Origin of the sequence: Sutcliffiella halmapala, assembly GCF_050107295.1 — a bacterium.
GTDB classification, from domain to species: domain Bacteria; phylum Bacillota; class Bacilli; order Bacillales; family Bacillaceae_I; genus Sutcliffiella_A; species Sutcliffiella_A halmapala_A.
On record NZ_JBNIKR010000004.1, the window covers coordinates 136555 to 160680 of the forward strand.

Consider the following 24126-nt stretch of genomic DNA (forward strand, 5'->3'; position numbering starts at 1 on the left):
GTGGTACCGCGAGAATACACTCTCGTCCCTGTTTTGGGGACGGGAGTTTTTTGTTTTTTTTCAAAAGAAAAAGGAGGATATATCGAAATGAAACACTTAACTTCTGCGCAAGTCAGACAAATGTTTTTAGATTTCTTTAAAGAAAAAGGACACTCTGTAGAGCCAAGTGCATCACTTGTTCCCCATGAAGATCCTTCCCTTTTATGGATCAACAGCGGGGTGGCAACACTTAAAAAGTATTTTGACGGAAGAGTGATTCCGCAAAACCCACGCATATGCAACGCGCAAAAATCAATCCGTACAAACGATATTGAAAATGTAGGGAAAACAGCTCGCCATCACACATTCTTTGAAATGCTAGGGAACTTTTCCATTGGAGAATACTTCAAAAAAGAAGCAATCGACTGGGCATGGGAGTTCCTTACAAGCAAGGAATGGATCGGCTTTGACCCTGAAAAGCTTTCTGTGACCATCCATCCGGAGGACGAGGAAGCATACCGATATTGGAATGAAGTAATCGAGATTCCAGCAGAGAGAATCATCCGTCTTGAGGGGAACTTCTGGGATATCGGGGAAGGTCCAAGTGGTCCGAACACAGAGATCTTCTATGACCGCGGGGAATCCTACGGAAATGACGAGAACGACCCTGAGCTTTATCCTGGTGGGGAAAATGAGCGTTATCTGGAAATATGGAATCTTGTATTCTCCGAGTTCAACCATAATCCTGATGGCACCTACACGCCACTGCCGAAGAAAAACATTGATACAGGTATGGGCTTGGAGCGTATGGTTTCTGTTATTCAGGACGTACCGACAAACTTCGATACTGACCTGTTCATCCCGATCATCCAGGCAACAGAAAGCGTATCAGGTGAGAAATACGGAATCGAGAATGATAAAGATGTGGCATTCAAAGTAATCGCTGATCATGTCCGTACTGTAACTTTCGCTGTAGGAGACGGAGCCCTTCCATCCAATGAGGGTCGCGGCTATGTATTACGCCGTCTATTAAGAAGAGCGGTCCGCTATGCAAAACAGCTTGGAATCAACCGTCCATTCATGCATGACCTTGTACCTGTTGTGGCAGAAATCATGGTCGACTTCTACCCGGAAGTAAAAGAAAAGAAGGAATTTATCCAACGAGTGATCAAGACGGAGGAAGAGCGTTTTCATGAAACATTGAATGATGGTCTTGCTATTCTTTCCACAGTTATTGCAAAGGCGAAGGAAGAAGGCATTAACGTCATTTCCGGAGCAGATGCATTCCGTCTTTATGATACGTACGGATTCCCGGTGGAACTGACAGAAGAGTATGTAGAAGAACAGGGAATGACCTTGGATCATGCAGGCTTTGAAAAGGAAATGGAAATGCAGCGTGAACGTGCCCGTTCTGCTCGCCAGGATGTGGATTCCATGCAGGTTCAATCAGGAGTACTAGGTGAAATCCGCTCTCAAAGTACGTTTGTTGGGTACGATCAGTTATCCATTACATCCACCATTTCCGTTATCGTTAAAAATGGGGAGCTTGTTGACTCTGCTGAAGCTGGTGATGAAGTGCAGATCATCCTTTCAGAAACGCCGTTCTATGCAGAAAGCGGTGGACAGGTCGCGGATCACGGTTATATTGCCGGAGAAAGTGGAAGAGGCTTTGTAAAGGATGTTCAAAAAGCTCCAAACGGCCAGAACCTACACACTATCCTTGTTGAAGAAGGTGTACTGTACAGGGAGCAGACTGTAAAAGCGGAAGTTCATGCATCCAACCGTGCGCAAATCATCAAAAACCATACAGCTACACATATCCTGCATCAGGCTCTGAAGGATGTTTTGGGTACTCATGTCAATCAGGCAGGATCTCAAGTAACGGCAGATCGACTGCGATTCGACTTCTCCCACTTCGGACAGGTAACGCAGGAGGAAATCGAAAAAATTGAAGGAATCGTCAACGAAAAAATCTGGGCGAATCTGGATGTTGTCATTGAAAACAAATCCATTACAGAAGCAAAAGCGATGGGAGCAATGGCATTATTCGGCGAGAAATATGGGGACATCGTACGTGTGGTGCAGGTGGATGACTACAGCCTTGAGCTTTGTGGTGGATGCCATGTACAGAACACCTCTGTGATCGGCCTATTCAAAATCGTCTCTGAATCCGGTATCGGTGCAGGAACACGCCGTATGGAGGCAGTGACAGGTGAAGGAGCGTACCGTCTATTGAATGATCAGGTACAGCTATTAAAGGATGCTGCGGCCAAACTGAAAACGAAGCCTCAAGAAGTGGGAAGCAGAATCGACGTCCTTCTTTCTGATATGAAGGAGCTTCAAAGAGAAAACCAATCCCTTGCTGCTAAGCTTGGAAACATTGAAGCATCCAGTCTTTCTGACAAAGTGAAGCAAGTAAACGGAGTGACCATGCTAGTAAGTAAAGTGGCAGGAACGGATATGAACAATCTCCGTACAATGGTGGATGACTTAAAAACCAAGCTTGGTTCTGCTATCATAGTACTTGCAAGTGTACAGGATGGAAAAGTGAACATTTCTGCTGGTGTAACTAAAGACTTAATTGAAAAAGGCCACCATGCCGGGAAAATCGTAAAAGAAGTGGCTACCCGTTGCGGCGGAGGCGGTGGCGGCCGTCCTGATATGGCTCAAGCTGGGGGAAAAAACCCGGAACAAGTCGACCATGCGCTACAATCTGTGGAAGAATGTATAAAATCCGTTTAACATTGTAGAAAATTGGTGTACAATAAAGGTAACAATTTCAAGCAGATTAAAGAAGTCTAAAAGAGAGGTGCATACCATGAGCTCCTTTGACAAAACTATGAAGTTCAACTTCCAGGATGACACAATGGAAGCAAATGTAAATGAAGTATTAACGACAGTACATGATGCATTACAAGAGAAAGGGTACAACCCGATCAACCAAATTGTCGGCTACCTTCTTTCTGGTGACCCTGCTTACATTCCACGTCACAAGGATGCAAGATCATTAATACGGAAAATTGAGAGGGACGAGCTAATCGAAGAGTTAGTGAAGTCTTATCTAAACCAGCATCGCAAGGAGTAGTAAATGCGCATTTTAGGCTTAGACGTAGGTTCCAAAACGGTAGGAGTTGCCATCAGTGATGAAATGGGATGGACTGCTCAAGGATTGGAAACGATAAAAATTGATGAAGCGGTAAAGAACCTCGGCTTTAAGCGGTTGAAGCAGATAATTGCTGAATACAAGCCTGAAAAAGTGGTCATTGGGCTTCCGAAGAACATGAACGGTTCCATTGGCCCTCGAGGGGAAGCAAGCCGGCATTATGGTGACATGCTGACTGCAAAAACCGGACTCCCTGTCATCTACTGGGACGAAAGGCTTTCTACTGTAGCAGCAGAGAGGATACTGCTCTCTGCTGACGTAAGTAGAAAAAAAAGAAAACAAGTAATAGACAAAATGGCTGCAGTAGTGATTCTGCAAGGATACCTGGATAGCCAACAATAAACCTGAGGTGAATAGAATGGAACACGGTGAAAAGCAAATTACAGTAGTAGACGAAGACGGCAACGAACAGCTTTGTGAGGTATTATTTACTTTTGAATCAGAGGAATTCGGAAAGTCTTACGTGCTTTACTATCCAGTTGGAGCGGAAAATGACGATGAGGACGATATCGAAATCCACGCTTCAAGCTTCGTGCCAAACGAAGAAAACCAAGAAGGCGAACTTCAACCGGTTGAAACGGATGAAGAGTGGGATATGATTGAAGAAATGCTAAATACATTCATGGCTGAGGACGAGGAATAATCCGTACTCACCACCTAAAAAGAGCAAGCACCGGATATCCGGGCTTGCTCTTTTTTACGTGGATGGTTCTGGACGCTCAAATAACAAGGAGGACAGCTGTTCCTTATTTGAAGCAAGATCCTCTAGACTATATTGATCCAGTACCGACAAGAATGCCAGGGTGGCCTGATGAAGGGCACCCTTAAGTTTGCAGGCAGGTGACAATATGCAGGTTTGCTGTTCCTGAAAGCATTCCACTATATGAAAGTCCTCTTCTGTATTTCTCACCACATCCCCAATTTTGATGCTTTTTGGGGACGTAGCAAGCTTCAGGCCTCCGTTTCGGCCCCTGATCGTTTCTATGTATCCTAATTTCCCCAGATGGAAAATGACTTTCATCAAATGGTTTTTGGAAATGCCGTAGGAATCCGCAATATCCTTGATTTGGACGAGTTTTTCCGGAGATGGCACACTCGCTAAATATATTAATACTCGCAAGGAGTAGTCGGTATACATGGTTAATTTCATAATCTCCCTCCACCTTCATTTTACCACAAATTTTCTGTTATCATAAAAAGTTAAACGTATATCCCAAAGCTGGGCTCTGTTGTATGAAAGCGAATGGTGCAGTAAACGATAAGAGGATGAAGACTGCCAGTAATCTAAAGGTGATTCTCCTATAAAAAAAATAGCATTTCTGTCTCTAAAGACCTAGTTTCCGTCGAATGAAATAGGTAAATATGCACGATAAAAGTGTCGGAAATCCAAAAGAATAAATATTTTTGTCAAAATTTAAATGAAATTGTTGTATAATTAATAATTGTGCGAGAGGGGGTCTTTTTTTGTCTGAGAAAAAGAGTAAAGACTATATCGAAGAGAAGTTAAAAGAGAAGCACCATGAGGCGAAAATTGTTCGCCGCATCGTATTTACCGTATTTGTCATTCTAATGCTAGTCCTAACCGGTGTAATTGGCGGCGGATATTTTTACATAAAAAATGCCTTGAAACCAGTTGATGAACAAAATAAAGAAACAAAGCAAATAGAAATACCAATCGGGTCCTCCCCGACAACCATCGGGAAAATCCTGGAAGAAAATGGAATTGTTCATAACGCGAAGATTTTTCGCTATTATGTAAAATTTAAAAGTGAATCAGGATTCCAGGCTGGCGAGTACGCCTTCAGTCCAGCCATGTCCCTGGATGAAATTATCGGTCAGTTGAAACAGGGCAGGGTCATGCAGGAGGTTGTTTTCCAAGTTACCATTCCGGAAGGACGACAGCTTACCCAGATTGCCACGATCCTTGCAAGTAGAACAAATATTGAAGAAGTGGAATTCCTTGAGGTCGTCAATGATCCTGAGTTTGTTCAGAAGATGATCGATAAGTATCCATCCATCCTGACCGAGGAAGTCTTGAACGAGGAAGTGAAGTATCCTCTGGAAGGGTACTTGTTCCCGGCTACCTATCCATTTTATGTGGAAGATCCGACTGTAGAGGAGATCATTGAAACGATGCTGCAAAAAACAGTCGAAGTGGTCGCTGAATATCAAGATCTTATGCGTCAAAAGGAATATACACCGCATCAGCTGCTTACAATGGCAAGCATGATTGAAGCGGAGGCAACCAATCAGAAAGATCGTGAATTTATTGCCAGTGTGTTCTACAATCGTCTGGAGATCGATATGGCTCTTCAAACGGATCCCACCGTCCTATATGCCCTTGGGGAGCATAAGGATCGGACCCTATATGAACATTTGGAAGTGGATTCACCTTATAACACTTATCTGAATACAGGGATGCCACCTGGACCGATTGCCAATGCAGGTGCCTCATCCATTGATGCCGCATTGAAGCCGGCCGAATCCGAGTTCTTCTACTTCCTGGCAACACCTGATGGCGAAGTGCTGTTCAATGAAACATTGGAAGAACATAACATCGATAAAGCCAAATATATCACGAATAACTAACTGTATATGAAAGTGATGGGAATGCGAAATTAATTCGCATTCCCATTATTTTTATGATAAAATATATCGAGTTGTTTAAAAGAAGAAGCTTTCTCACACACAAGAGTTCCTCAAACAGGGGTGAACTCTATTTTCTTGTGTCAGAAATGCTATTGACTATATATGATCAAGTGAAGGGAGGACCACACTTGGGAATTAATCATGATAAAATTGTCTCCTATCTGGATTCACTTATCCCACCTAGAGATGAAGCCATTACAAAAATGGAAAAGCTAGCAGAAAAAGAGAATGTTCCGATTATGGATTTGGTAGGTATGGAAACATTATTGCAGCTTCTGAGACTCTCAAGCCCAAAAAGAATTCTAGAAATAGGGGCAGCAATTGGATATTCCTCCATTCGAATGGCCACAGCCCTGCCAGACGCAAAGGTTGTAACCATTGAACGAGATGAAGTCAGATACAAGCAAGCAGAGGAACATATAAAAGAAACAGGTCTTACAGAAAACATTCAGCTTGTTTTCGGGGACGCACTGGAAGTTTTTGAACTTATCGAAAAAGAAGGTCCGTATGACTTCATTTTTATTGATGCTGCCAAAGGCCAGTATGAGAAGTTCTTTACGATGTATGAGCCTCTGTTAGCCGAAAACGGGGTCATCATTACAGACAATGTTTTATTTAAAGGTCTGGTTGCAGAAGCGTATGATACGGTCGAGCCGAAGCGCATTAGGAATCTGGTGAAAAAAATTGATCATTTCAATAAATGGCTGATGAATCATCCCGACTATGTGACATCGATTCTGCCTGTTGGAGACGGAATTGCCATTAGTAAACGAAGAGGTGAAAAACGATGAAAAAACCTGAACTGTTAGTAACTCCAAAAGACATTGAGAACATGCGTGACCTACTGGAAGCGGGAGCGGATGCTTTCGTCATCGGTGAACAACGATATGGTCTGCGACTTGCAGGAGAGTTTGACCGTTCCCAGGTTGCTCTGGCCATTGAACTGGCTCATGCACAGAACAAAAAGGTTTATGTGGCGATGAACGCACTTTTTCATAATGAAAAGGTGGACGAGTTATCCGACTATTTATCCTTCCTTGAGCAAGCAAAAGCAGATGCTGTCATTTTTGGTGACCCGGCTGTACTGATGGCTGCAAGGGAAGCAGCACCGTCCTTGAAGCTGCACTGGAACACCGAAACGACTGCAACCAACTACTACACCTGCAACTACTGGGGCCGAAAAGGTGCAAAACGGGCAGTGTTGGCAAGGGAACTAAATATGGATGCCATTGTAGAAATGAAGGAGAATGCTGAAGTGGAAATAGAAGTACAGGTGCATGGTATGACCTGTATGTTCCAATCAAAACGTTCGCTGATCGGCCACTATTTCGAATACCAAGGGAAATCCATGGAAGTTGAAAAGGCGCAAGATAAAGCGATGATCCTGCATGATAATGAACGAAACAATAAGTATCCTATTTTTGAAGATGAAAATGGCACGCACATCATGAGTCCGAATGACATGTGCATCATCGATGAGCTTGAAGAAATGATTGATGCCGAGGTTGATAGCTTCAAGATTGATGGTGTATTGCAGACTCCGGAGTATATCGTGGAGGCGACAAAGCGCTACCGCAAGGCAATCGATCTTTGTGTGGATGACCGTGAAGAATATGAAAATGTAAAAGAGGAACTTCTTGCCGAGCTGGAAGAACAACAGCAGGAACATCGTCCATTAGATACAGGCTTTTTCTTTAAAGAGACGGTTTATTAAGAAGGCTCTTTTCGTAAAGTTTGTTGCTTATGTCCGTGAAAAATCGGCTTTTGGATTTTTTACAGCACTTATCCACCATATAATTCAAAGAGAAAATAATCTACTACACGGGAAAAGAGCACGAAAGTGAATAATATTACGTGTTTAAGTTGGATACGTCAAAAGCAACTATTCATGCGAAAACAGCCATTAAGCAGAAAAGGAGGCAACAGGATGACAACTTATGTGAATGATAAGATTTCAAAAATCGTAGACGGCAAACGTGTGATTGTGAGAAAGCCTGAGCTTCTTGCTCCTGCCGGCAATCTGGAAAAGCTTAAAATTGCAGTGCATTATGGCGCAGATGCAGTGTTTATCGGTGGCCAGGAATACGGCCTGCGTTCCAATGCAGGTAACTTTTCACACGAAGAGATGGCGGAAGGTGTTCAATTCGCAGAAAAATATGGCGCTAGAATCTATGTAACAACCAATATTTTCGCACACAATGAAAATATTGATGGACTGGATGAGTATTTAATCGGTCTGGAGAACGCAGGGGTTCACGGAATCATCGTTGCAGACCCATTGATCATTGAAACCTGCCGTCGTGTGGCACCTAAGCTTGAGGTGCATTTAAGTACGCAGCAATCCTTGTCAAACTGGAAGGCAGTCCAGTTCTGGAAGGAAGAGGGGCTGGAGCGTGTCGTACTTGCACGTGAAACAAGTGCAGAGGAAATCCGTGAAATGAAAGAAAAGGTGGACATCGAGATCGAGTCTTTCATACATGGTGCGATGTGTATCGCCTATTCGGGTCGCTGTACGCTAAGTAACCATATGACCGCGCGTGACTCCAACCGTGGGGGCTGCTGTCAGTCCTGTCGTTGGGACTATGACCTATATGAATTGAATGATGGTAAGGAACAGGCACTTTTTGCGGAAAATGATGCAGCATTTGCCATGAGTCCAAAAGATCTGAAGCTAATTGAATCGATTCCAAAGATGATCGAGCTTGGCATTGACAGCTTGAAAATCGAAGGCCGTATGAAATCCATCCATTACGTTGCAACAGTAGTAAGTGTATACCGCAAAGTCATTGATGCATACTGTGCGGATCCTGAAAACTTTGTGATTCAACCAGAATGGCTAGAAGAGCTCGATAAGTGTGCGAACCGTGAAACGGCTACAGCATTTTTTGAAGGCGTGCCCGGGTATAAGGAGCAGATGTTTGGTAACCATAGCAAGAAGACAACCTTTGATTTCGTAGGATTAGTGCTTGATTATGATGCAGTTACACAGATGGTTACCTTGCAGCAACGAAACTTTTTCAAGCCAGGGGAAGAAGTGGAATTCTTTGGACCTGAAATTGAAAACTTCAAACAAAAGATAGAGAAGATTTGGGACGAGGACGGTAGGGAGCTCGATGCTGCACGCCATCCATTGCAAATTGTGAAATTCAAAGTCGAAAAGCCGATCTATCCAAACAACATGATGCGAAAGGGGCAGTAACAGGATGGGTAAAAGACCAATCGTGATCGGTGTAGCTGGTGGATCAGGCTCGGGTAAGACGAGTGTTACTAAAGCAATATTTGATCATTTTACAGAGAAATCAATCTTAATGCTCGAACAGGATTACTATTACAAGGATCAGGCTGATGTAGCTTTTGAAGAACGATTAAAAACGAACTACGATCACCCGCTTGCGTTTGATAATGATCTGCTGATTCAGCATATACAGAGTTTATTAAGCTACGATTCAGTCAACAAGCCGGTCTATGATTATACCCTTCACACAAGATCCTCCCAGGTGGTCGAGGTCGAGCCGAAGGAAGTTATCATTGTAGAAGGAATTTTGGTATTAGAAGACGAGCGTTTGCGTAACTTAATGGATATCAAGCTTTTTGTGGATACGGATGCCGATATCCGCATCATCCGCCGAATGCTCCGGGACATAAAGGAGAGAGGACGCACGATTGATTCGGTCATTGAGCAGTATGTGACCGTTGTGCGCCCGATGCATAATCAATTCATTGAACCGACGAAGCGATATGCCGACATTATCATCCCTGAAGGCGGCCAAAATCATGTTGCCATCGATTTAATGGTAACAAAAATTCAAACAATTCTTGAACAAAAGGACATTTTGTAATAACATATGAGAAGTTAGAGAATTTTCCAATTGTGGATAGAACGTCGATGTATTCCATTTGATGGGTACATCTTTTTCCACATTTACATAAAAGGAATTGGGGAATGCAATTACTAGAAGGAGTGATTAGTCATGGCAAAAGAGAAAATATATCCAATGACTCAAGCAGGGAAAGAGAAGCTTGAGCAGGAACTCGATAATCTGAAAAGCGTACGACGCAAAGAAGTGGTAGAGCGCATCAAGATCGCGCGCAGCTTCGGAGACCTATCCGAGAACTCCGAGTATGATTCCGCAAAAGAAGAGCAAGCATTTGTGGAAGGTCGTATCACACTTTTAGAGCAAATGGTCCGTAATGCAAAAATCATCCAGGAAGACAAACATACTGATGCAGTCGCCCTGGGTAAAACAGTGACATTCAAGGAGCTCCCTAATGGTGATGAAGAAACTTACACCATCGTAGGTAGTGCAGAAGCAGATCCTTTCGAAGGAAACATCTCCAACGAATCTCCAATGGGAAGCTCACTTATGGGCAAAAGAGTCGGGGACGAAGTAGCGATCCAAACTCCAGGCGGAGAAATGAACGTGAAAATCGTAACGATAAAATAATAACCTGTATAAGGTTAAATAATGAACACCTCGTCCAAACTGTTGACGAGGTGTTTTTATATGCAACGTTTAATCAGAGGGCGAATAGGAAAGCTCGGAATTGCAATTATACTGATTTTTATAGGACTTGTCGGGAGGCTTGTACAGATACAGCTGGTCAGCACGGAATCATTCTCCGACTCCCGGATCAATCTGATAGAGGCAAGCGTCAAACAGCGCACACAATCCATGATCATAGATGAAGGGCGAGGCCGGTTCATTGACCGTCACGGCAATCCCCTCACCCATGACTACTATCCAAGCCTGATTCTTTTTCCGTTTTTAAATGGGCTGGATTGGCCGAAGGAGGAGCTCGCCTCCATTCTTGGGATGTCAGTATCGGGCCTTGATAGACTATTGGAAGGAGCGGAAAAGCCAGTTGTCGTATCTGAATTCCAAGGTCCCATCAAGCTAGACGAGGAGCAGATGAAAAAAATCAATGACCTAGACTATCCAGGAGTTGTCGCGCTATATCGCCAGTTCAAGCTGGAGGACCAGGTCGCGCAGCAGGTGATCGGGATGACGGGAGAAAATGAGGATGAATTTTTGAAGCGGTATAAGGAGAAAGTGGCGAAAGAGAATTACTCTCCGACGACGCCAATCGGTATTACAGGACTGGAACACGCATTTGATGAGTTTCTGTTACCAGAAGGGGAAACGAAGCTTTTGTACCATGTGGATCGTTTCGGTGGACCGCTGTTTGGAATAGATGTCCGTTATACGGGACCATCGAACCCATATCACCCTGTTTCCGTCAAAACAACGTTAGACAAGGACCTTCAGCAGATGGCGGAACGGATCCTGAATGACCATCAGGTGAAAAAAGGCGGGCTCGTCCTATTGGACATTGAAAAGAATGAAATCCTTGCCATGGCTTCACGGCCAGCCTTAAATCCCGGTGCCCCTTTCGATGATGAAGGTGCGAAAAATGTGATGCTCGAACGCCATTTTCCAGGTTCAGTTTTTAAAACTGTCATTGCTGCAGGGGCTATTGAGGAGAACATCGTGAATGACCAGTCCACCTTTAACTGCGATTTGGATATCCAAGGCAAGCTTTTAGTGGAAGAGAAAGAGCGAAAAGGTGTGTTGAATTTTGAGGACAGCTTTGCTTCAAGCTGTAACCATACATTTGGCGAGATTGGGAAGCAGTTGGTGGAGGGAAATCCCGATTCCATCGATGCCTACGCCAAAATGCTCGGACTGTCCTCCAAAGTTGGATGGAGCGGTGATGTGTTCCATTTCGATAGCTTCTTACAGATTCCGGCCGAAGAGAAGGGTGTGGTGTGGCATGACGAAAAAGACAAGAATGTGAGTCTGGCAGTCGCCCAAACCTCCATCGGACAGAAGGAAGTCCGTGTCACACCCCTTGCTGTAGCCAACATGATGGCAACCATCGCTAGAGGCGGCCGGGCAGAAGAAGTGATGCTGGTCAGTGATATTGTCTATAAAAATGGTGCCACACTCTATTCCTTTCCTGATCAGGACATGGATCAGGAGGAGCGGCTTTCCAAATACACCGTCATGCAGCTGCAGCACTTACTTAGGGAAGTGGTTGTGAATGAAAAAGGGACAGGCTGGCGTTTTCGGGATCTTCCATACGAAGTTGCCGGCAAAAGCGGTACTGCGCAAACAGGCAAGAAGTTGGAAAGCGGCGATGAACTCCTGAATCGTTGGTTTGCAGGATACTTCCCTTTTCAAAATCCAAAGTATGCAATGGTTGTGGTGGAACTTGATGTGGTATACGAAAACAATGTATCAAGTGTCTACTATGATGTCGTCAAAGGCATACACGACTGGGAAATGCTAGAAAGATAATGCCAATCCTTTTCACTGTGCAAGCAGGCCCAATGGTGTTACAATTAACTATTGTAATTATACTAATAACTGCTTTGCATAGGAGGGACTTGGATTGTCTTTAAATCATAGAGATGGCTCACGTTATGGCCGAACGACAAAGCGCAAAAAAAGCAATCTCGTATTAAATGTGCTGATTGGTCTTGTATTCATTTTCATTATCTTCCTGGGCACTCAGTTGTTCTTTGGAAAATCTGACGACAAGCAGGTAAGCACAAACGAACAAGAACTGAATGATACTGCTGAGAAGAATGATGAAAAGGCTGCTGAGGGAGAAGAAAAATCCACTTCTGAAGAGGAAGAGGATGCAGCAGTAGAGAATGAAGAGGAATCCGATTCCAAGCCTGAAGACGAAGAAAAACCGGCAGAAGATGAAAAACCAGCAGACGAAGAAGAGTCTGAAGAAGACTCAGATGAAAATAAGGAAAATGAAGATAGTGAAACAGAGGTTTCTGAGAACTCCGATGATCCGAATGTCATCAAAACGATGACAAACCCTGGCTGGGGGCCTGTCGGAACATCCCAATCAGAACCGCACACATCTGTTTATCAGGAAGGTCATGTGGACTGGGATGAAAAGCTTAAAGCCGTCTCTGCAGCAACAGGCCTTGCAAGTGGCGACTATACCCTATACTTTTTAGGGAACGGCGGTAGTGAACACCACTCCGTCGCATCCATCAAAAACAAAGCCTCAGGCGAAAACTTCAAGGTCTACCTGGAATGGGTAACCGGCAAAGGATGGAAGCCGACGAAAGTGGAACAGGTAAAGTCGTTGTAAGTTGAATATGTTTGAAAGAGCAGATCTGCCTGATATGGGTGGGTCTGTTTTTTTGGTTTGTGAAATAGGTCATTTATAAAGTATTTTTTGGTATAAAAAGGTAATTGGACCTTTAATATGGTGTTTTGGATCGTAAACTATTGATTTTGGACCGTTTAGTCCCTGTTTCCGCTCGATAACCCATCAAAACGGATCGATAAAGTTACATTTTGGACCGATAACAAAATAATTCATATCAGCATTCCAAAAAAATCGAATCTAAATAGGGAGGAATTTGTCTATGCTTGTCGAAATTATTGGTAACCAGAAAAGGAGGGAATGTATGATATATAAAAAACGCGAAAAATCATTGTATCTATTAAAATTAGAGAGAATGATGGCTCGTCTATCTGAGAATAATCCTAAATATCGATTGGCATCAAGTGAATTTCTGAAACATCAGGCAGGATATCGTGGGGAAGTGGCAGTTGATTATTATTTAAGCTTTTTATCAATGAATGAATATCATATTTTTAATGGTATACGGTTGAAAGATTCATTAGGTAGATTTTTTCAAATCGACACGCTGTTGGTCACTCCATGGTACTATTTGATTCTCGAAATTAAAAACATTATCGGCGATTTGGAGTTCTCCTATAAGCAAAACCAATTGATCCGGTCCTATGAAAACAAAGTGGATAGAATGGAATGCCCAATAACACAGGCGAAGAGACAGAGGGCGCAATTACATGATTGGCTTTCCAAACATAACTTCCCGACAATGCCAATAGAATATCAAGTAATAATCGCGAATAATCATGCCAGATTGATTAACGCAGATAAATATGTGTATGAGAAAGTTTCCAGACATTCTAATATCCCCAACTTGACAAGCTCATTTGAAAAAAAGTACTCAGGCAAGGTCTTCACGGACAAAGATTTAAAAAGACTGTCTAAACTTATCCTAAAACAAGATACACCCCTATCAACCTCACCATTAATCCAACTGAAAATTGAACCTTTTGAGATCGAAAAAGGTGTTCAGTGTCCTTCTTGTAAAAGGATCCCTATGAAAAAAGCACGTAAATACTGGTTCTGCACGCAATGTCAATTTTCCAGTGCTACAGCACATTTACATGCAATCCATGACTATGCTCTTTTAATGGGTGATACAATCTCCAACAAGGAATTAAGGTCTTTTCTTCAACTGAACTCCCGCTCTGTGGCTGCGAAGATACTTTCCTCTCAGAATTTCCCGATTTCGGGGACGACAAGAAACAGAAGATACCTCCTAATAAAAAACAACAAGCTGCTCATCTAAGCATCCCATCCTGCAATGCCCAAACAAACAGCTCCCATTTACTTCCCGACCATACGAAAATGCACAACGGCACTATAAAAACGCCTGCCATCCCCATCCACATGCATTTGATGTGATACAGAATGGACGCCAAGCATGATAGCTCGGTTCTGATCGATCTTTTCATTGATCTTTTTTTCCAATTCCTTGATGTCAAGCGCTTCAAAAAACTCCACTTTATCTTCAATCAGTTTAAATTCCAAATTCATGATATATCATCCACCTTATGTAAAATAACTGTTTTGTCCTCCCATCGTACCAAACAATTCCGTTGATGAAAATAGGGAAATATGTTAGATTAAGAACAGTAATTTTTTTAATTCATACTATACTTATAGGAATTATATAATATATAAATTTATGCGGAGTGATGAGATCATGGGTAGAGAATTTGTTGAGTTGTTTAATGATTGGGCAAGTTATTATGATGCAACGGTCAGTGGAACGGATAAGGAATATGCAGAGGTTTTCAGAGGGTATGAGGATATTTTGGAGGATGTAGCTTCCAAAGCGATAGGTCCGGTCCTGGAATTCGGTGTAGGGACTGGAAACTTGACGAATGCACTTCTAAATAAAGGCTTCACCGTATATGGAGTGGAACCGTCAGAGACGATGCGTGAAAAGGCTGCTGAGAAGCTGCCGGCTGGTATAAAACTCCAGGATGGGGACTTTTTGAACTTCCCTGCTCCACCTGAGAAGATTCAGTCAATTGTCAGCACTTATGCATTTCATCATCTTACAGATGTTGAAAAAGAAGAAGCGGTACAGCACTATGGAAACTTACTTGATAAAGGTGGTAAAATAGTATTTGCTGATACAGTGTTCGAAAATAAGGACGCTTACAATGCAACGATTGATCAGGCAGAAAAGCATGAGTTTTTAAACTTGGCGAAAGATTTGAAATCAGAGTATTATACAACGGTGGAAGTGTTGCAGGAAATCTTCAATAAACACGGATTTACTGTGGAGTTTCAGCGTTTTAACCATTTTGTCTGGGTAATGGAAGCAATCAAGCAATAGCAATGGACGACCGGCGACAGCTTCTTTCTTTTCATAGAAGTAGGTGCAGACGGCTCGGAAATGGCTAATTTCTATGAAAAGAGGGAAACAGCAATGAAAGTGGCAATCATCGGAGCAATGGAAGAAGAAGTAACCATCATGCGTGAAAAAATAGAAGGAATGGAAACAACGACGGTGGCGGGTTGTGAGTACTACAGCGGGACATTGAATGCGGTAGACGTTGTGCTTTCCAAATCTGGAATCGGTAAAGTGAATGCTGCTTTAAGTACGGCATTGCTACTGGAAAGATTTCAACCTGAAATTGTCATCAATACAGGATCCGCTGGAGGTTTTTCGCCACAACTGAACGTAGGTGATGTTGTAATCTCCACAGAGGTTCGTCATCATGACGTGGACGTGACAGCATTCGGATATGAATATGGTCAGGTTCCGGGTCTGCCGGCTGCGTTTGAAGCGGATGCCAAGCTGATTGAGGTGGCGAAGTCTGCAGCGGTTCATGTGTCAGGTATGCAGGTAGTGGAAGGCCTGATTGCAACTGGGGATTCTTTTATGAACGATCCAGTCAGAGTAGAGGCAGTACGTGAAAAGATGCCTGACTTGCAGGCTGCGGAAATGGAAGCAGCTGCGATTGCACAGGTATGTCATTCATTTAAGGTTCCGTTTGTGGTCATTCGTGCATTATCTGATATTGCAGGTAAAGAATCCAATATCAGCTTTGACCAGTTTTTGAGCAAAGCTGCGCTGCATTCATCCATGCTGATTGAGAATATGCTGAACGAGCTGAAAAAAGCATAATCAGCATTACGTGAAGGGGAAAACTTATATGAACGTCTATAAAAATGTGCAAGAACTAATTGGGAACACCCCGGTGGTTGAACTTACCAGCTTCTCATTGCCGGAGGGTGTCCGTCTTTTTGCCAAATTGGAGTTCTACAATCCAGGAGGAAGCATCAAGGATCGGCTTGGAATAGAATTGATTGATGATGCGGTTAAAAAGGGGAAGCTGAAGGAAGGCGGTACGATCATTGAACCTACCGCCGGGAATACAGGAATCGGATTGGCTCTTGCGGCTGTAGGGACCAGTTTTAAAGTGAAGGTCTGTGTTCCTGAAAAGTTCAGCATGGAAAAGCAGGACCTGATGAGGGCGCTTGGAGCGGAAGTGATCAACACTCCGACAGAGCTTGGAATGAAGGGCGCCATTGCAAAAGCGAAGGAATTGAATGAGCAGATTCCCAATTCCTATTGTCCTCAGCAGTTCGGAAATCCTGCCAATCCTGACACCTATTACAAGACGCTTGGTCCTGAGCTTTGGGAGCAGTTGGCTGGCAAGGTCGATGTTTTTGTGGCAGGTGCCGGGACAGGAGGTACCTTTATGGGTACCGCAAAATTTTTAAAAGAAAAGAATCCTGCTGTGAAAACGGTGATTGTGGAACCGGAGGGATCGATCCTGAATGGTGGCGAATCCGGTCCGCATAAGACGGAAGGAATCGGTATGGAATTCTTGCCTGGATATATGGATGAAACGTATTTTGATGGGATTCATACGATTTTGGATGTAGATGCCTTTGATCGTGTGAAGGAGCTAGCGGTAAAAGAGGGGCTGTTAGTGGGAAGTTCGTCAGGTGCAGCGCTTCATGCTGCATTGGAAGAAGCGAAGTTAGCGAAATCCGGTACAAATATCGTCATAATTTTTGCTGACAGCAGCGAGCGGTACTTAAGCAAGAAGATTTATGAAGGAGGAATTTGACTTGAATAAGAAAACAAAGCTTATACATGGCGGAATTTTTGGTGACCCGCATACAGGGGCTGTTTCAACACCTATCTATCAAGTGAGCACATACAAGCAAGAAAGTGTTGGTGTGTTCAAAGGGTACGAATATTCGAGAACTGGAAACCCTACCCGCTTTGCATTGGAGGAGCTGATCAAGGACCTGGAGAACGGAAAAGCAGGTTTTGCTTTCGGATCTGGTATGGCTGCGATTACGGCTGTGATGATGCTGTTCAACAGCGGCGATCACGTTGTACTGACAGATGATGTTTACGGTGGAACCTACCGCGTCATGACAAAGGTATTGAACCGTGTGGGAATAGAGTCGACCTTTGTAGATACAAGCAAAATGGAAACCATCGAAGCGGCGATCCAGGAAAATACTAAAGCTATTTTCATTGAGACGCCAACGAATCCGCTTCTGAAAATCACGGATATCCAAAAAGCGAGTCTGCTTGCTAAGAGACATAACCTTTTAACGATTGTGGACAATACTTTCAGTACGCCTTATTGGCAGAATCCGATCAATCTTGGAGCTGACATTGTGTTGCACAGTGCGACAAAGTATATCGGCGGACACAGTGATGTAGTGGCAGGGCTAGTTGTCGTGAATTCCGAAAAGCTTGCCGTGGAACTTCACTTTGTACAGAACTCTACAGGTGGAGTGCTTGGGCCGCAGGATTCCTGGCTACTGATGCGTGGAATCAAGACACTTGGCTTGCGTATGGAAGCAACAGAGAAGAATACGCGCCGCATCGTGGACTTCCTTGAGAGTCATCCGTTAGTAGGAAAAGTTTACTATCCAGGACTTGATGACCATCCGAACCATGACATTGCCAAGCAGCAGGCTGGCGGATTCGGCGGTATGGTATCATTTGATATCGGAAGTGCAGAAAAAGCGGATCAACTATTGGCGAAAATAAAATACTTCACGCTTGCTGAAAGCTTAGGTGCGGTTGAAAGTCTGATTTCCGTGCCTGCTCGTATGACGCATGCATCCATTCCGGCTGACCGTCGTGCAGAACTTGGTATTACGGATGGATTGGTGCGCATCTCCGTTGGTATTGAAGATGTGGATGATCTGATTGCGGACTTGAAACAAGCAATTGAATATTAACGAGTAAACCTCCTGAAGCCTTGTGCTTTTGGAGTTTTTTTTGTCCGAATTTTTTATTCGCTATCCGAAACAAATCTGTTATAATAAGTGAGAATGTACATAATTTTCTTAATAATCAATTAGGGGGAGTAATATGTCAACTGTACCTGTTTTAGAGGAAAAGGTTCAACTGAAGGTGGAGCAGTTCAAAAAGCTCGATGAAAAGCTTTGTCATTATAGCGATGTACTCGGTCTTCTAGGCTGGGATTCAAAAACGAAAGCACCAAAAAAGGGACGTGCCCTTTTTGCAAAAGCAATTGGAACACTTTCTACTGAATCCTTCAAGCTTTCCATCTCTGAGGAAATGGGCGAAGTATTGGAATTCCTGACAGCTGAGGATGTTTGGGCTCAATTGGATGAAGTGACACAAGCTTGTGTAAAAGAGCGTAAGAAAAACTATGAAAAGTCCAAAACCATTCCAGCTGATGAGTACCAGGAATATGTAATCCTGGTGAACAATGCAAACCAGGTGTGGGAAGAAGCACGAGAGAATAATGATTTCGCTTCCTTTGCACCAGTGCTGGAAAAGGTGCTTGCATTCAAGAAGAAGTTTGCAGAGTACTATGGCTACGAAGGTCATCCATACAACGCACTATTAAATGAATATGAGCCAGGCTTGACAGTGGAAAAGCTGGATCCATTATTCAAGGAGCTTCGTGAGAAGAGTGTTGAGCTTTTGAATAGGATTAAAGCTTCAGAAGCGCAGCCACGTGAGGATATCTTTGCGGCTGATTATGATGTGGAAGCTCAGAAGAAGTTCAATGCCTATCTATTGCCGCTGATCGGCTTTGACATGGACGGCGGGCGCCTTGACGAGACGGTCCATCCTTTTGCACAGAGTGTGAATACAGGGGATGTTCGTATTACAACTCGCTATCAGAAGAATAATGTACGTTCTGCCATTTTTGGTACGATCCATGAGGCAGGACATGGCATGTATGAGCAAGGTGTTAACGCGGAATACGAGGGTACGGTGATTCGACGTGGAACTTCATTCGGTATTCATGAGTCCCAATCACGCTTTCTTGAGAACATGGTAGGACGCTCGAAAGAGTTCTGGACCTATTTCTATAAAGATCTGCAAAATCATTTCCCGAATCAGCTGAACGATGTTTCACTTGAAGACTTCTACCGTGCAACCAACCGTGTGGATGCATCATTAATCCGGGTGGAAGCGGATGAATTAACCTATAATCTGCATATCATGATCAGATACGAAATTGAAAAAGCGCTGTTTGGCGGAGAGATCGAAGTCAAGGACCTGCCGAAAGTGTGGAATCAGAAGATTGAAGATTACCTTGGGATTACACCACCTACTGATACGCTTGGTGTGCTGCAGGATATCCACTGGTCCTTTGGTGGCTTCGGATACTTCCCGTCCTACTCATTAGGTAACCTGTACGCAGCACAAATCCTTTATACGTTCCTGAAGGAAATGCCAGATTTCTATGACAAGATCGAGCAAGGGGAATTCATGGCCATTCGTGAATGGTTAAAGGAGAACATCCATCAACACGGTAAACTCTACTCTCCGAACGAGCTGATTGTCAAAGTTACGGGAGAAGAGCTGGATGCAAAATACCTCATTCAATACTTGGAAGAAAAGTATTCCGAGATCTATCAGTTGTCATAATAGGAAAGGAGCCTGCTGCTTAGAGCCGGCTCCTCTTTTTTATTCCTCATCTTATTTAGACTCATCATCATTCTTTTCTTCTTTTTTATCGTCATTCTCTTTGTGATCCTTGATGTAGAGAGAGCTTTCATTAGTGGATTGGTTCTTCTGTTGGTTGCTCGGATTAGGCTGGTTTACCACAATGACTTCTTCGGTGGTATTACTTTCAGTAGAGCAGGCGGAAAGCAGGATGAAGGTGCAACTGCATAGTAGTAGACGTTTCATATGGCCGACCTCCTTTTGGAAACTTATTGCCTATTATACAGAAAATCGACCTTTTTCTACATTCTGAGAAGGAAAAAAAGAAGAATGAGGAAAAATCACTAGATTTAAAGAATAGATAGGGTATTTCTTTCATAAATAAAGGTAGTAAAGACTAGGGAGAACGGCCGGGGTTGCTTGAATTTGGAGAAATTTACAAGGGCGTGATCCTACTAATCTATGTTAAAGTAGTACGTATGAGGTGATGACATATGAATAATAAAGAGCTTCAATTGAAAATCAAGGATTACACAAGATATGCAATGATCTTAACGACAGTAAGTGTGTTTTTATATATAGGTGTAGCTTTTCAGCATGCCGGTAAAGAAGCCCTTCAGATCTACAGCATGATGGGAGCGACAGTATTGTTTCTCGGTGGATCTGTATTTTTTGTGCTGAAAACGAGAAAATTGAAAAAACTTCTGCAGGAACAGGAACAAGATGAATAAGCAGGCGAACCTCCCTTTTCGGGAGGTTTTTTTTGCGTTTATTATTTATTTTCAAATTTTTATAAAAATGGTGTTTACAAATGCAAGGTAATTGGATATACTTACCTCTGTAAGTAAAATTATGCAAAGGAGGTCGAACACAATGATGATGAAAAAGTGGAACAACAAATCACAATTGAATACGTTATGTCTATTCGACCTATCTGGAGCAAAGCATTCGCACGCTTAAATTTTAACATTCCGTTAACTGATCCAGCCGCAGGAGAATAGATTCCCTGCGGCTTTTTATGTCTTCATATGCCTAAAAATGCCCGCAGGAATCCCCCTGTGGTTTTTTGTGTGCTTAAAAGAAGGCTATGTGAAGGAATGTGTTAATTCTTATGGTTCGCTAGCTGTTGATTGGAGCAATAGACGAAGACTCCTGCGGGAGATAGCGGTTAGAGGAGACCCCGCAGGCAACGCCGAGGAGGCTCTCGCAAGCCCCGCGGAAAGCGAAGTCTAGTGCGGAAATCAACAGCGGTATTAACGGAGCCAAAAATAAAAAGGAGGTGATACACCATGACCCTACATTTACTATTTGTAACAATTACAGTGAAGAAAAGAGAACAGTCCATCGAAGAACGATTACATGAAGAAAGAGTTGTTGAAACGCTTAACAGCCTGAAGGACCGTATGTACAGCGATGTGCGATTTTACTAATACTACTTATAAAAATTTAGAAAGGAGAGGTTGAAGATGAAACAAATGCAATCAGGTCTAACATGGAAAAGCGTGGAGGAAGACTTCACCTAGTTAATAGTGAGAGGAGTCTGAGTATGTTTTTAAAACTGACGTTATTGCCCTTCCGCTTTGTCACGAGAATGAAACGGAAGGGAAAAATATAAAGAGACTGGTGCCTCCCCCTAAAAAGGGTGTGCCAGTCTCTTTTTTTGCATTCCTTTCCTATGAATTGCAAAATTGTGTTTAAACTATTGCAAGAAGGGTATGTATAGTTTGTACTTTTGAGAGAGACTAGAAGTAGGGTAAGGAAAAGACCAATAGGAACAGGGAGTGCGAAGATTGATAACCTTTAGGGAAGTAACGAAAACCTATGAGGATGGGACTACAGCAGTCCAGGATTTTTCATTGGATATACATAAAGGAGAATTTTTTGTGTTGATTGGTCCAAGCGGATGTGGAAAAACCACGACGCTGAAGATGATCAACCGCCTGCATAACGTATCAGATGGCGACATACTTATAGACGGAAAAAGCATCAACGAACATAATATTCATGAACTGCGCTGGAACATCGGTTATGTGCTGCAGCAGATTGCACTATTTCCTCATATGACGATTGAAGAAAATATTGCCATCGTACCCGAGCTGAAAGCCTGGAAGAAGGAAGACATCAATAAGCGTGTGGATGAACTGCTAGAGCTTGTCGGGCTGGATCCAACCGTCTATAAAAAAAGAAAGCCTTCTGAACTTTCAGGTGGGCAACAGCAGCGTGTAGGGGTTGCAAGAGCGCTTGCGGCAGACCCGCCGATCATTTTGATGGATGAACCTTTCAGTGCGCTCGATCCGTTGAGCAGAGAGCAGCTGCAGCAGGATGTTCTCAAGCTGAAGGAAAAGATACAGAAAACGATTGTTTTTGTCACGCACGATATGAATGAGGCCCTGACCCTGGGAGATCGTATCTGTCTAATGAAGGACGGCGAGATGGTGCAGGTGGGGACACCTGAAGAATTTTTAAAGCATCCGAAGAACGATTTTGTAAAATCATTCATCGGAAGGAAGCAAAATGTTTTTCATCTTATGCTGGAGGATGTAGTCCAAGAAATAACATGGGTGGAAGGCATCGAATCCGCCGTTGCCATCGATGGGCAAGCCACCCTTGCGGACGCACTTGAATTGCTGCAAGTTCATGAAGCAGTCACGGTGACAGGGGCAAGCGGGACGATTGGTATACTGACGAGGCAAAATGTACTCCAGTTCATCTATAAACGTAATCTGGAAGGAGGGACTGTAGCATGACGTTCCTTCAGGATTTGTATGAAGCAAGGGGAGATCAGCTTTGGACGGCTTTGCTTGAACATATTCAAATATCCGTCATCGCACTTGCCATTGCGGTTGTCATCTCCGTTCCTCTTGGTATCTATCTCACGAGAAAAGAAAGGATAGCCGAGTCTATTATAGGTGTAACGGCAGTACTACAGACCATACCGTCACTGGCCTTGTTGGGACTTTTGATCCCCTTGGTGGGAATCGGGTTTGTCCCGGCGGTTATTGCATTATTTTTATATGCACTCCTTCCAATTTTACGGAATACCTATACGGGAATAAAAGAAGTCGATCCCTCACTGAATGAAGCGGCAAGAGCCATGGGGATGACTTCGTTAAAGAGGCTTTTTAAAGTGGAATTGCCACTGGCGCTTCCGGTGATCATGGCGGGGATCAGAACAGCCATGGTACTTATTATAGGAACGGCAACAATAGTGGCGCTGATCGGGGCAGGTGGACTGGGTAGTCTGATCCTTCTGGGTATCGACCGTAACGACAATGCCCTGATACTTTTAGGTGCAATACCTGCTGCGCTGCTTGCTATTCTATTTGATCTTGTATTGAGGGCGATCGAGACCGCAGCACGTAAAGGAGCCGGAAAAAAGGCACTGATTATCGGTTTAATCGTCATTCTCCTTTTTCTTTCCCCATTTGCCGTGATGCGTGCAACAGAGGCAGATCTGGTGTTAAGCGGAAAAATTGGTGCAGAACCTGATATTATCATCAATATGTACAAGCTTCTGATTGAAGAGGAGACGGATTTAACAGTGGAGCTTCGTCCTTCTCTGGGGAAAACAACTTTTGTCTATCGAGCATTGAAAAATGAGGAGATCGATATCTATCCGGAGTATTCCGGTACTGTAATCGTAACACTCCTTGAAGAGGAACCGGTCAGCCTTGATCAGAGGGAGGTGTTTGAGCAGGCGAAGGAAGGGCTGCTTGAGCAGGATAACCTAGTCTATCTCGAGCCGATGGGCTTTAATAATACGTATGCACTTGCCATTCCAGAGGATTTTGCAGCAGAAAATGAAATAACGGCAATCTCTGATCTGAATGGAGCAAAAAATGAGATAAAAGCTGGATTCACCCTAGAATTCACCGATCGGGAAGACGGCTATGTGGGGATACAGGATGTCTATGACCTGACTCTACCAAACCTGACAACAATGGAGCCTAAACTACGCTATCGAGCCATTGAAACCGGGGATGTCAATCTGGTAGATGCCTACTCGACGGACGCCGAAATTAAACAATACAATCTACGTGTTCTCGAGGATGATAAAAACTTGTTTCCGCCATACCAGGGGGCAGCTCTACTAAGGAAGGAAACCTTGGATGAACACCCTGAACTGGAAGGGATTTTAAACAAGCTTGCCAACCAGATTAATGATGAAGAGATGCGTAACATGAATTATCAGGTCAGCGTTGAAGGGAAGACAAGCTATGAGGTGGCAAAGGAATTTTTGATGAGCAAGGGGTTATTGGGAAAAGAATGATTGTAAATGAAAACT

At 43.4% G+C, this 24126-nt stretch carries 25 protein-coding genes and 1 other annotated feature (1 of these 26 only partly in view); of the genes, 22 read left to right on the forward strand and 3 right to left on the reverse strand.

The features are described 5' to 3' along the window. Positions 1 to 33, forward strand: a binding site (T-box leader); it begins 180 nt to the left of the window's first position. A gap of 54 nt (positions 34 to 87) precedes the next feature. From alaS to ACQCT5_RS08235, 4 genes are all read left to right on the forward strand, one after another. Then, on the forward strand, positions 88 to 2721 hold the full coding sequence (alaS, locus tag ACQCT5_RS08220) for an alanine--tRNA ligase (RefSeq protein WP_499640794.1): 2634 nt from the start codon (positions 88 to 90) through the stop codon (positions 2719 to 2721). Between the two features lie 76 nt (positions 2722 to 2797). Then, positions 2798 to 3064, forward strand: a complete 267-nt coding sequence (locus tag ACQCT5_RS08225; RefSeq protein ID WP_499640796.1) for an IreB family regulatory phosphoprotein — start codon at positions 2798 to 2800, stop codon at positions 3062 to 3064. Positions 3065 to 3067: 3 nt separating this feature from the next. After that, on the forward strand, positions 3068 to 3484 hold the full coding sequence (gene ruvX / locus ACQCT5_RS08230) for a Holliday junction resolvase RuvX (RefSeq protein ID WP_499640798.1): 417 nt from the start codon (positions 3068 to 3070) through the stop codon (positions 3482 to 3484). A gap of 16 nt (positions 3485 to 3500) precedes the next feature. Then, positions 3501 to 3785 carry a DUF1292 domain-containing protein gene (locus ACQCT5_RS08235; RefSeq protein ID WP_499640800.1) on the forward strand — a complete coding sequence of 95 codons (285 nt, stop codon included), beginning with the start codon at positions 3501 to 3503 and terminating at the stop codon, positions 3783 to 3785. A gap of 54 nt (positions 3786 to 3839) precedes the next feature. Here the strand turns inward: ACQCT5_RS08235 and ACQCT5_RS08240 are convergent, their stop codons facing one another. After that, positions 3840 to 4292 carry an Rrf2 family transcriptional regulator gene (locus tag ACQCT5_RS08240; RefSeq protein ID WP_499640802.1) on the reverse strand — a complete coding sequence of 151 codons (453 nt, stop codon included), beginning with the start codon at positions 4290 to 4292 and terminating at the stop codon, positions 3840 to 3842. 314 nt (positions 4293 to 4606) lie between these two features. Between ACQCT5_RS08240 and mltG the strand changes: the two genes are divergently transcribed. The 9 genes from mltG to ACQCT5_RS08285 all read left to right on the forward strand — a co-directional run bounded on the left by mltG (position 4607) and on the right by ACQCT5_RS08285 (position 14207). Continuing rightward, positions 4607 to 5731 (forward strand): endolytic transglycosylase MltG, encoded by a 1125-nt coding sequence (gene mltG, locus ACQCT5_RS08245; protein WP_499640804.1) that lies wholly within the window; start codon positions 4607 to 4609, stop codon positions 5729 to 5731. 146 nt (positions 5732 to 5877) lie between these two features. After that, on the forward strand, positions 5878 to 6582 hold the full coding sequence (locus tag ACQCT5_RS08250; protein ID WP_499641171.1) for an O-methyltransferase: 705 nt from the start codon (positions 5878 to 5880) through the stop codon (positions 6580 to 6582). Continuing rightward, positions 6579 to 7505: a peptidase U32 family protein gene (locus ACQCT5_RS08255; RefSeq protein ID WP_499640806.1), complete on the forward strand. Its 927-nt coding sequence runs from the start codon at positions 6579 to 6581 to the stop codon at positions 7503 to 7505. The genes ACQCT5_RS08250 and ACQCT5_RS08255 overlap by 4 nt, the downstream gene beginning before the upstream one ends. Before the next feature lie 213 nt (positions 7506 to 7718). After that, positions 7719 to 8990 (forward strand): peptidase U32 family protein, encoded by a 1272-nt coding sequence (locus ACQCT5_RS08260; RefSeq protein WP_499640808.1) that lies wholly within the window; start codon positions 7719 to 7721, stop codon positions 8988 to 8990. Positions 8991 to 8994: 4 nt separating this feature from the next. Beyond that, positions 8995 to 9630, forward strand: coding sequence for a uridine kinase (udk, locus tag ACQCT5_RS08265; protein ID WP_499640810.1), 636 nt, complete (start codon positions 8995 to 8997; stop codon positions 9628 to 9630). 132 nt (positions 9631 to 9762) lie between these two features. After that, complete coding sequence (greA, locus tag ACQCT5_RS08270; RefSeq protein ID WP_499640812.1) at positions 9763 to 10236, forward strand: transcription elongation factor GreA; 474 nt, start codon at positions 9763 to 9765, stop codon at positions 10234 to 10236. A 60-nt stretch (positions 10237 to 10296) separates the two neighbouring features. Next, positions 10297 to 12090 (forward strand): peptidoglycan D,D-transpeptidase FtsI family protein, encoded by a 1794-nt coding sequence (locus ACQCT5_RS08275; protein WP_499640814.1) that lies wholly within the window; start codon positions 10297 to 10299, stop codon positions 12088 to 12090. Between the two features lie 94 nt (positions 12091 to 12184). After that, on the forward strand, positions 12185 to 12907 hold the full coding sequence (locus tag ACQCT5_RS08280) for a YrrS family protein (protein ID WP_499640816.1): 723 nt from the start codon (positions 12185 to 12187) through the stop codon (positions 12905 to 12907). Between the two features lie 322 nt (positions 12908 to 13229). Then, the gene (locus ACQCT5_RS08285) at positions 13230 to 14207 is read left to right on the forward strand and encodes a nuclease-related domain-containing protein (RefSeq protein WP_499640818.1); all 978 of its coding nucleotides are present in this window, start codon (positions 13230 to 13232) and stop codon (positions 14205 to 14207) included. Between the two features lie 38 nt (positions 14208 to 14245). Here the strand turns inward: ACQCT5_RS08285 and ACQCT5_RS08290 are convergent, their stop codons facing one another. Beyond that, positions 14246 to 14455: a DUF2536 family protein gene (locus ACQCT5_RS08290; RefSeq protein WP_499640820.1), complete on the reverse strand. Its 210-nt coding sequence runs from the start codon at positions 14453 to 14455 to the stop codon at positions 14246 to 14248. A gap of 169 nt (positions 14456 to 14624) precedes the next feature. On the opposite strand from ACQCT5_RS08290, the gene ACQCT5_RS08295 reads away from it, so the two are divergent. The 5 genes from ACQCT5_RS08295 (at position 14625) to ACQCT5_RS08315 (ending at position 19823) form a co-directional block, all read left to right on the forward strand. Beyond that, positions 14625 to 15266: a class I SAM-dependent DNA methyltransferase gene (locus ACQCT5_RS08295; RefSeq protein WP_499640822.1), complete on the forward strand. Its 642-nt coding sequence runs from the start codon at positions 14625 to 14627 to the stop codon at positions 15264 to 15266. Between the two features lie 93 nt (positions 15267 to 15359). Then, the gene (gene mtnN / locus ACQCT5_RS08300; RefSeq protein WP_499641173.1) at positions 15360 to 16061 is read left to right on the forward strand and encodes a 5'-methylthioadenosine/S-adenosylhomocysteine nucleosidase; all 702 of its coding nucleotides are present in this window, start codon (positions 15360 to 15362) and stop codon (positions 16059 to 16061) included. A gap of 28 nt (positions 16062 to 16089) precedes the next feature. Next, on the forward strand, positions 16090 to 17013 hold the full coding sequence (locus tag ACQCT5_RS08305) for a PLP-dependent cysteine synthase family protein (RefSeq protein ID WP_499640824.1): 924 nt from the start codon (positions 16090 to 16092) through the stop codon (positions 17011 to 17013). Between the two features lies 1 nt (position 17014). Beyond that, entirely contained in the window at positions 17015 to 18151 is a 1137-nt protein-coding gene (locus ACQCT5_RS08310) for a bifunctional cystathionine gamma-lyase/homocysteine desulfhydrase (RefSeq protein ID WP_499640826.1), read from the forward strand. A gap of 133 nt (positions 18152 to 18284) precedes the next feature. After that, positions 18285 to 19823 (forward strand): carboxypeptidase M32, encoded by a 1539-nt coding sequence (locus ACQCT5_RS08315; RefSeq protein ID WP_499640828.1) that lies wholly within the window; start codon positions 18285 to 18287, stop codon positions 19821 to 19823. Positions 19824 to 19874: 51 nt separating this feature from the next. Here the strand turns inward: ACQCT5_RS08315 and ACQCT5_RS08320 are convergent, their stop codons facing one another. Beyond that, entirely contained in the window at positions 19875 to 20087 is a 213-nt protein-coding gene (locus ACQCT5_RS08320; RefSeq protein ID WP_499640830.1) for a hypothetical protein, read from the reverse strand. Positions 20088 to 20335: 248 nt separating this feature from the next. On the opposite strand from ACQCT5_RS08320, the gene ACQCT5_RS08325 reads away from it, so the two are divergent. The 4 genes from ACQCT5_RS08325 (at position 20336) to ACQCT5_RS08340 (ending at position 24111) form a co-directional block, all read left to right on the forward strand. Continuing rightward, positions 20336 to 20572: a YrhC family protein gene (locus tag ACQCT5_RS08325; RefSeq protein ID WP_499640832.1), complete on the forward strand. Its 237-nt coding sequence runs from the start codon at positions 20336 to 20338 to the stop codon at positions 20570 to 20572. 558 nt (positions 20573 to 21130) lie between these two features. Next, positions 21131 to 21271, forward strand: coding sequence for a YrzI family small protein (locus ACQCT5_RS08330; protein WP_386640339.1), 141 nt, complete (start codon positions 21131 to 21133; stop codon positions 21269 to 21271). Between the two features lie 360 nt (positions 21272 to 21631). Then, complete coding sequence (locus ACQCT5_RS08335; protein WP_499640834.1) at positions 21632 to 22588, forward strand: ABC transporter ATP-binding protein; 957 nt, start codon at positions 21632 to 21634, stop codon at positions 22586 to 22588. Further along, positions 22585 to 24111 (forward strand): ABC transporter permease/substrate-binding protein, encoded by a 1527-nt coding sequence (locus ACQCT5_RS08340; RefSeq protein WP_499640836.1) that lies wholly within the window; start codon positions 22585 to 22587, stop codon positions 24109 to 24111. The genes ACQCT5_RS08335 and ACQCT5_RS08340 overlap by 4 nt, the downstream gene beginning before the upstream one ends. Positions 24112 to 24126 lie beyond the last annotated feature (15 nt).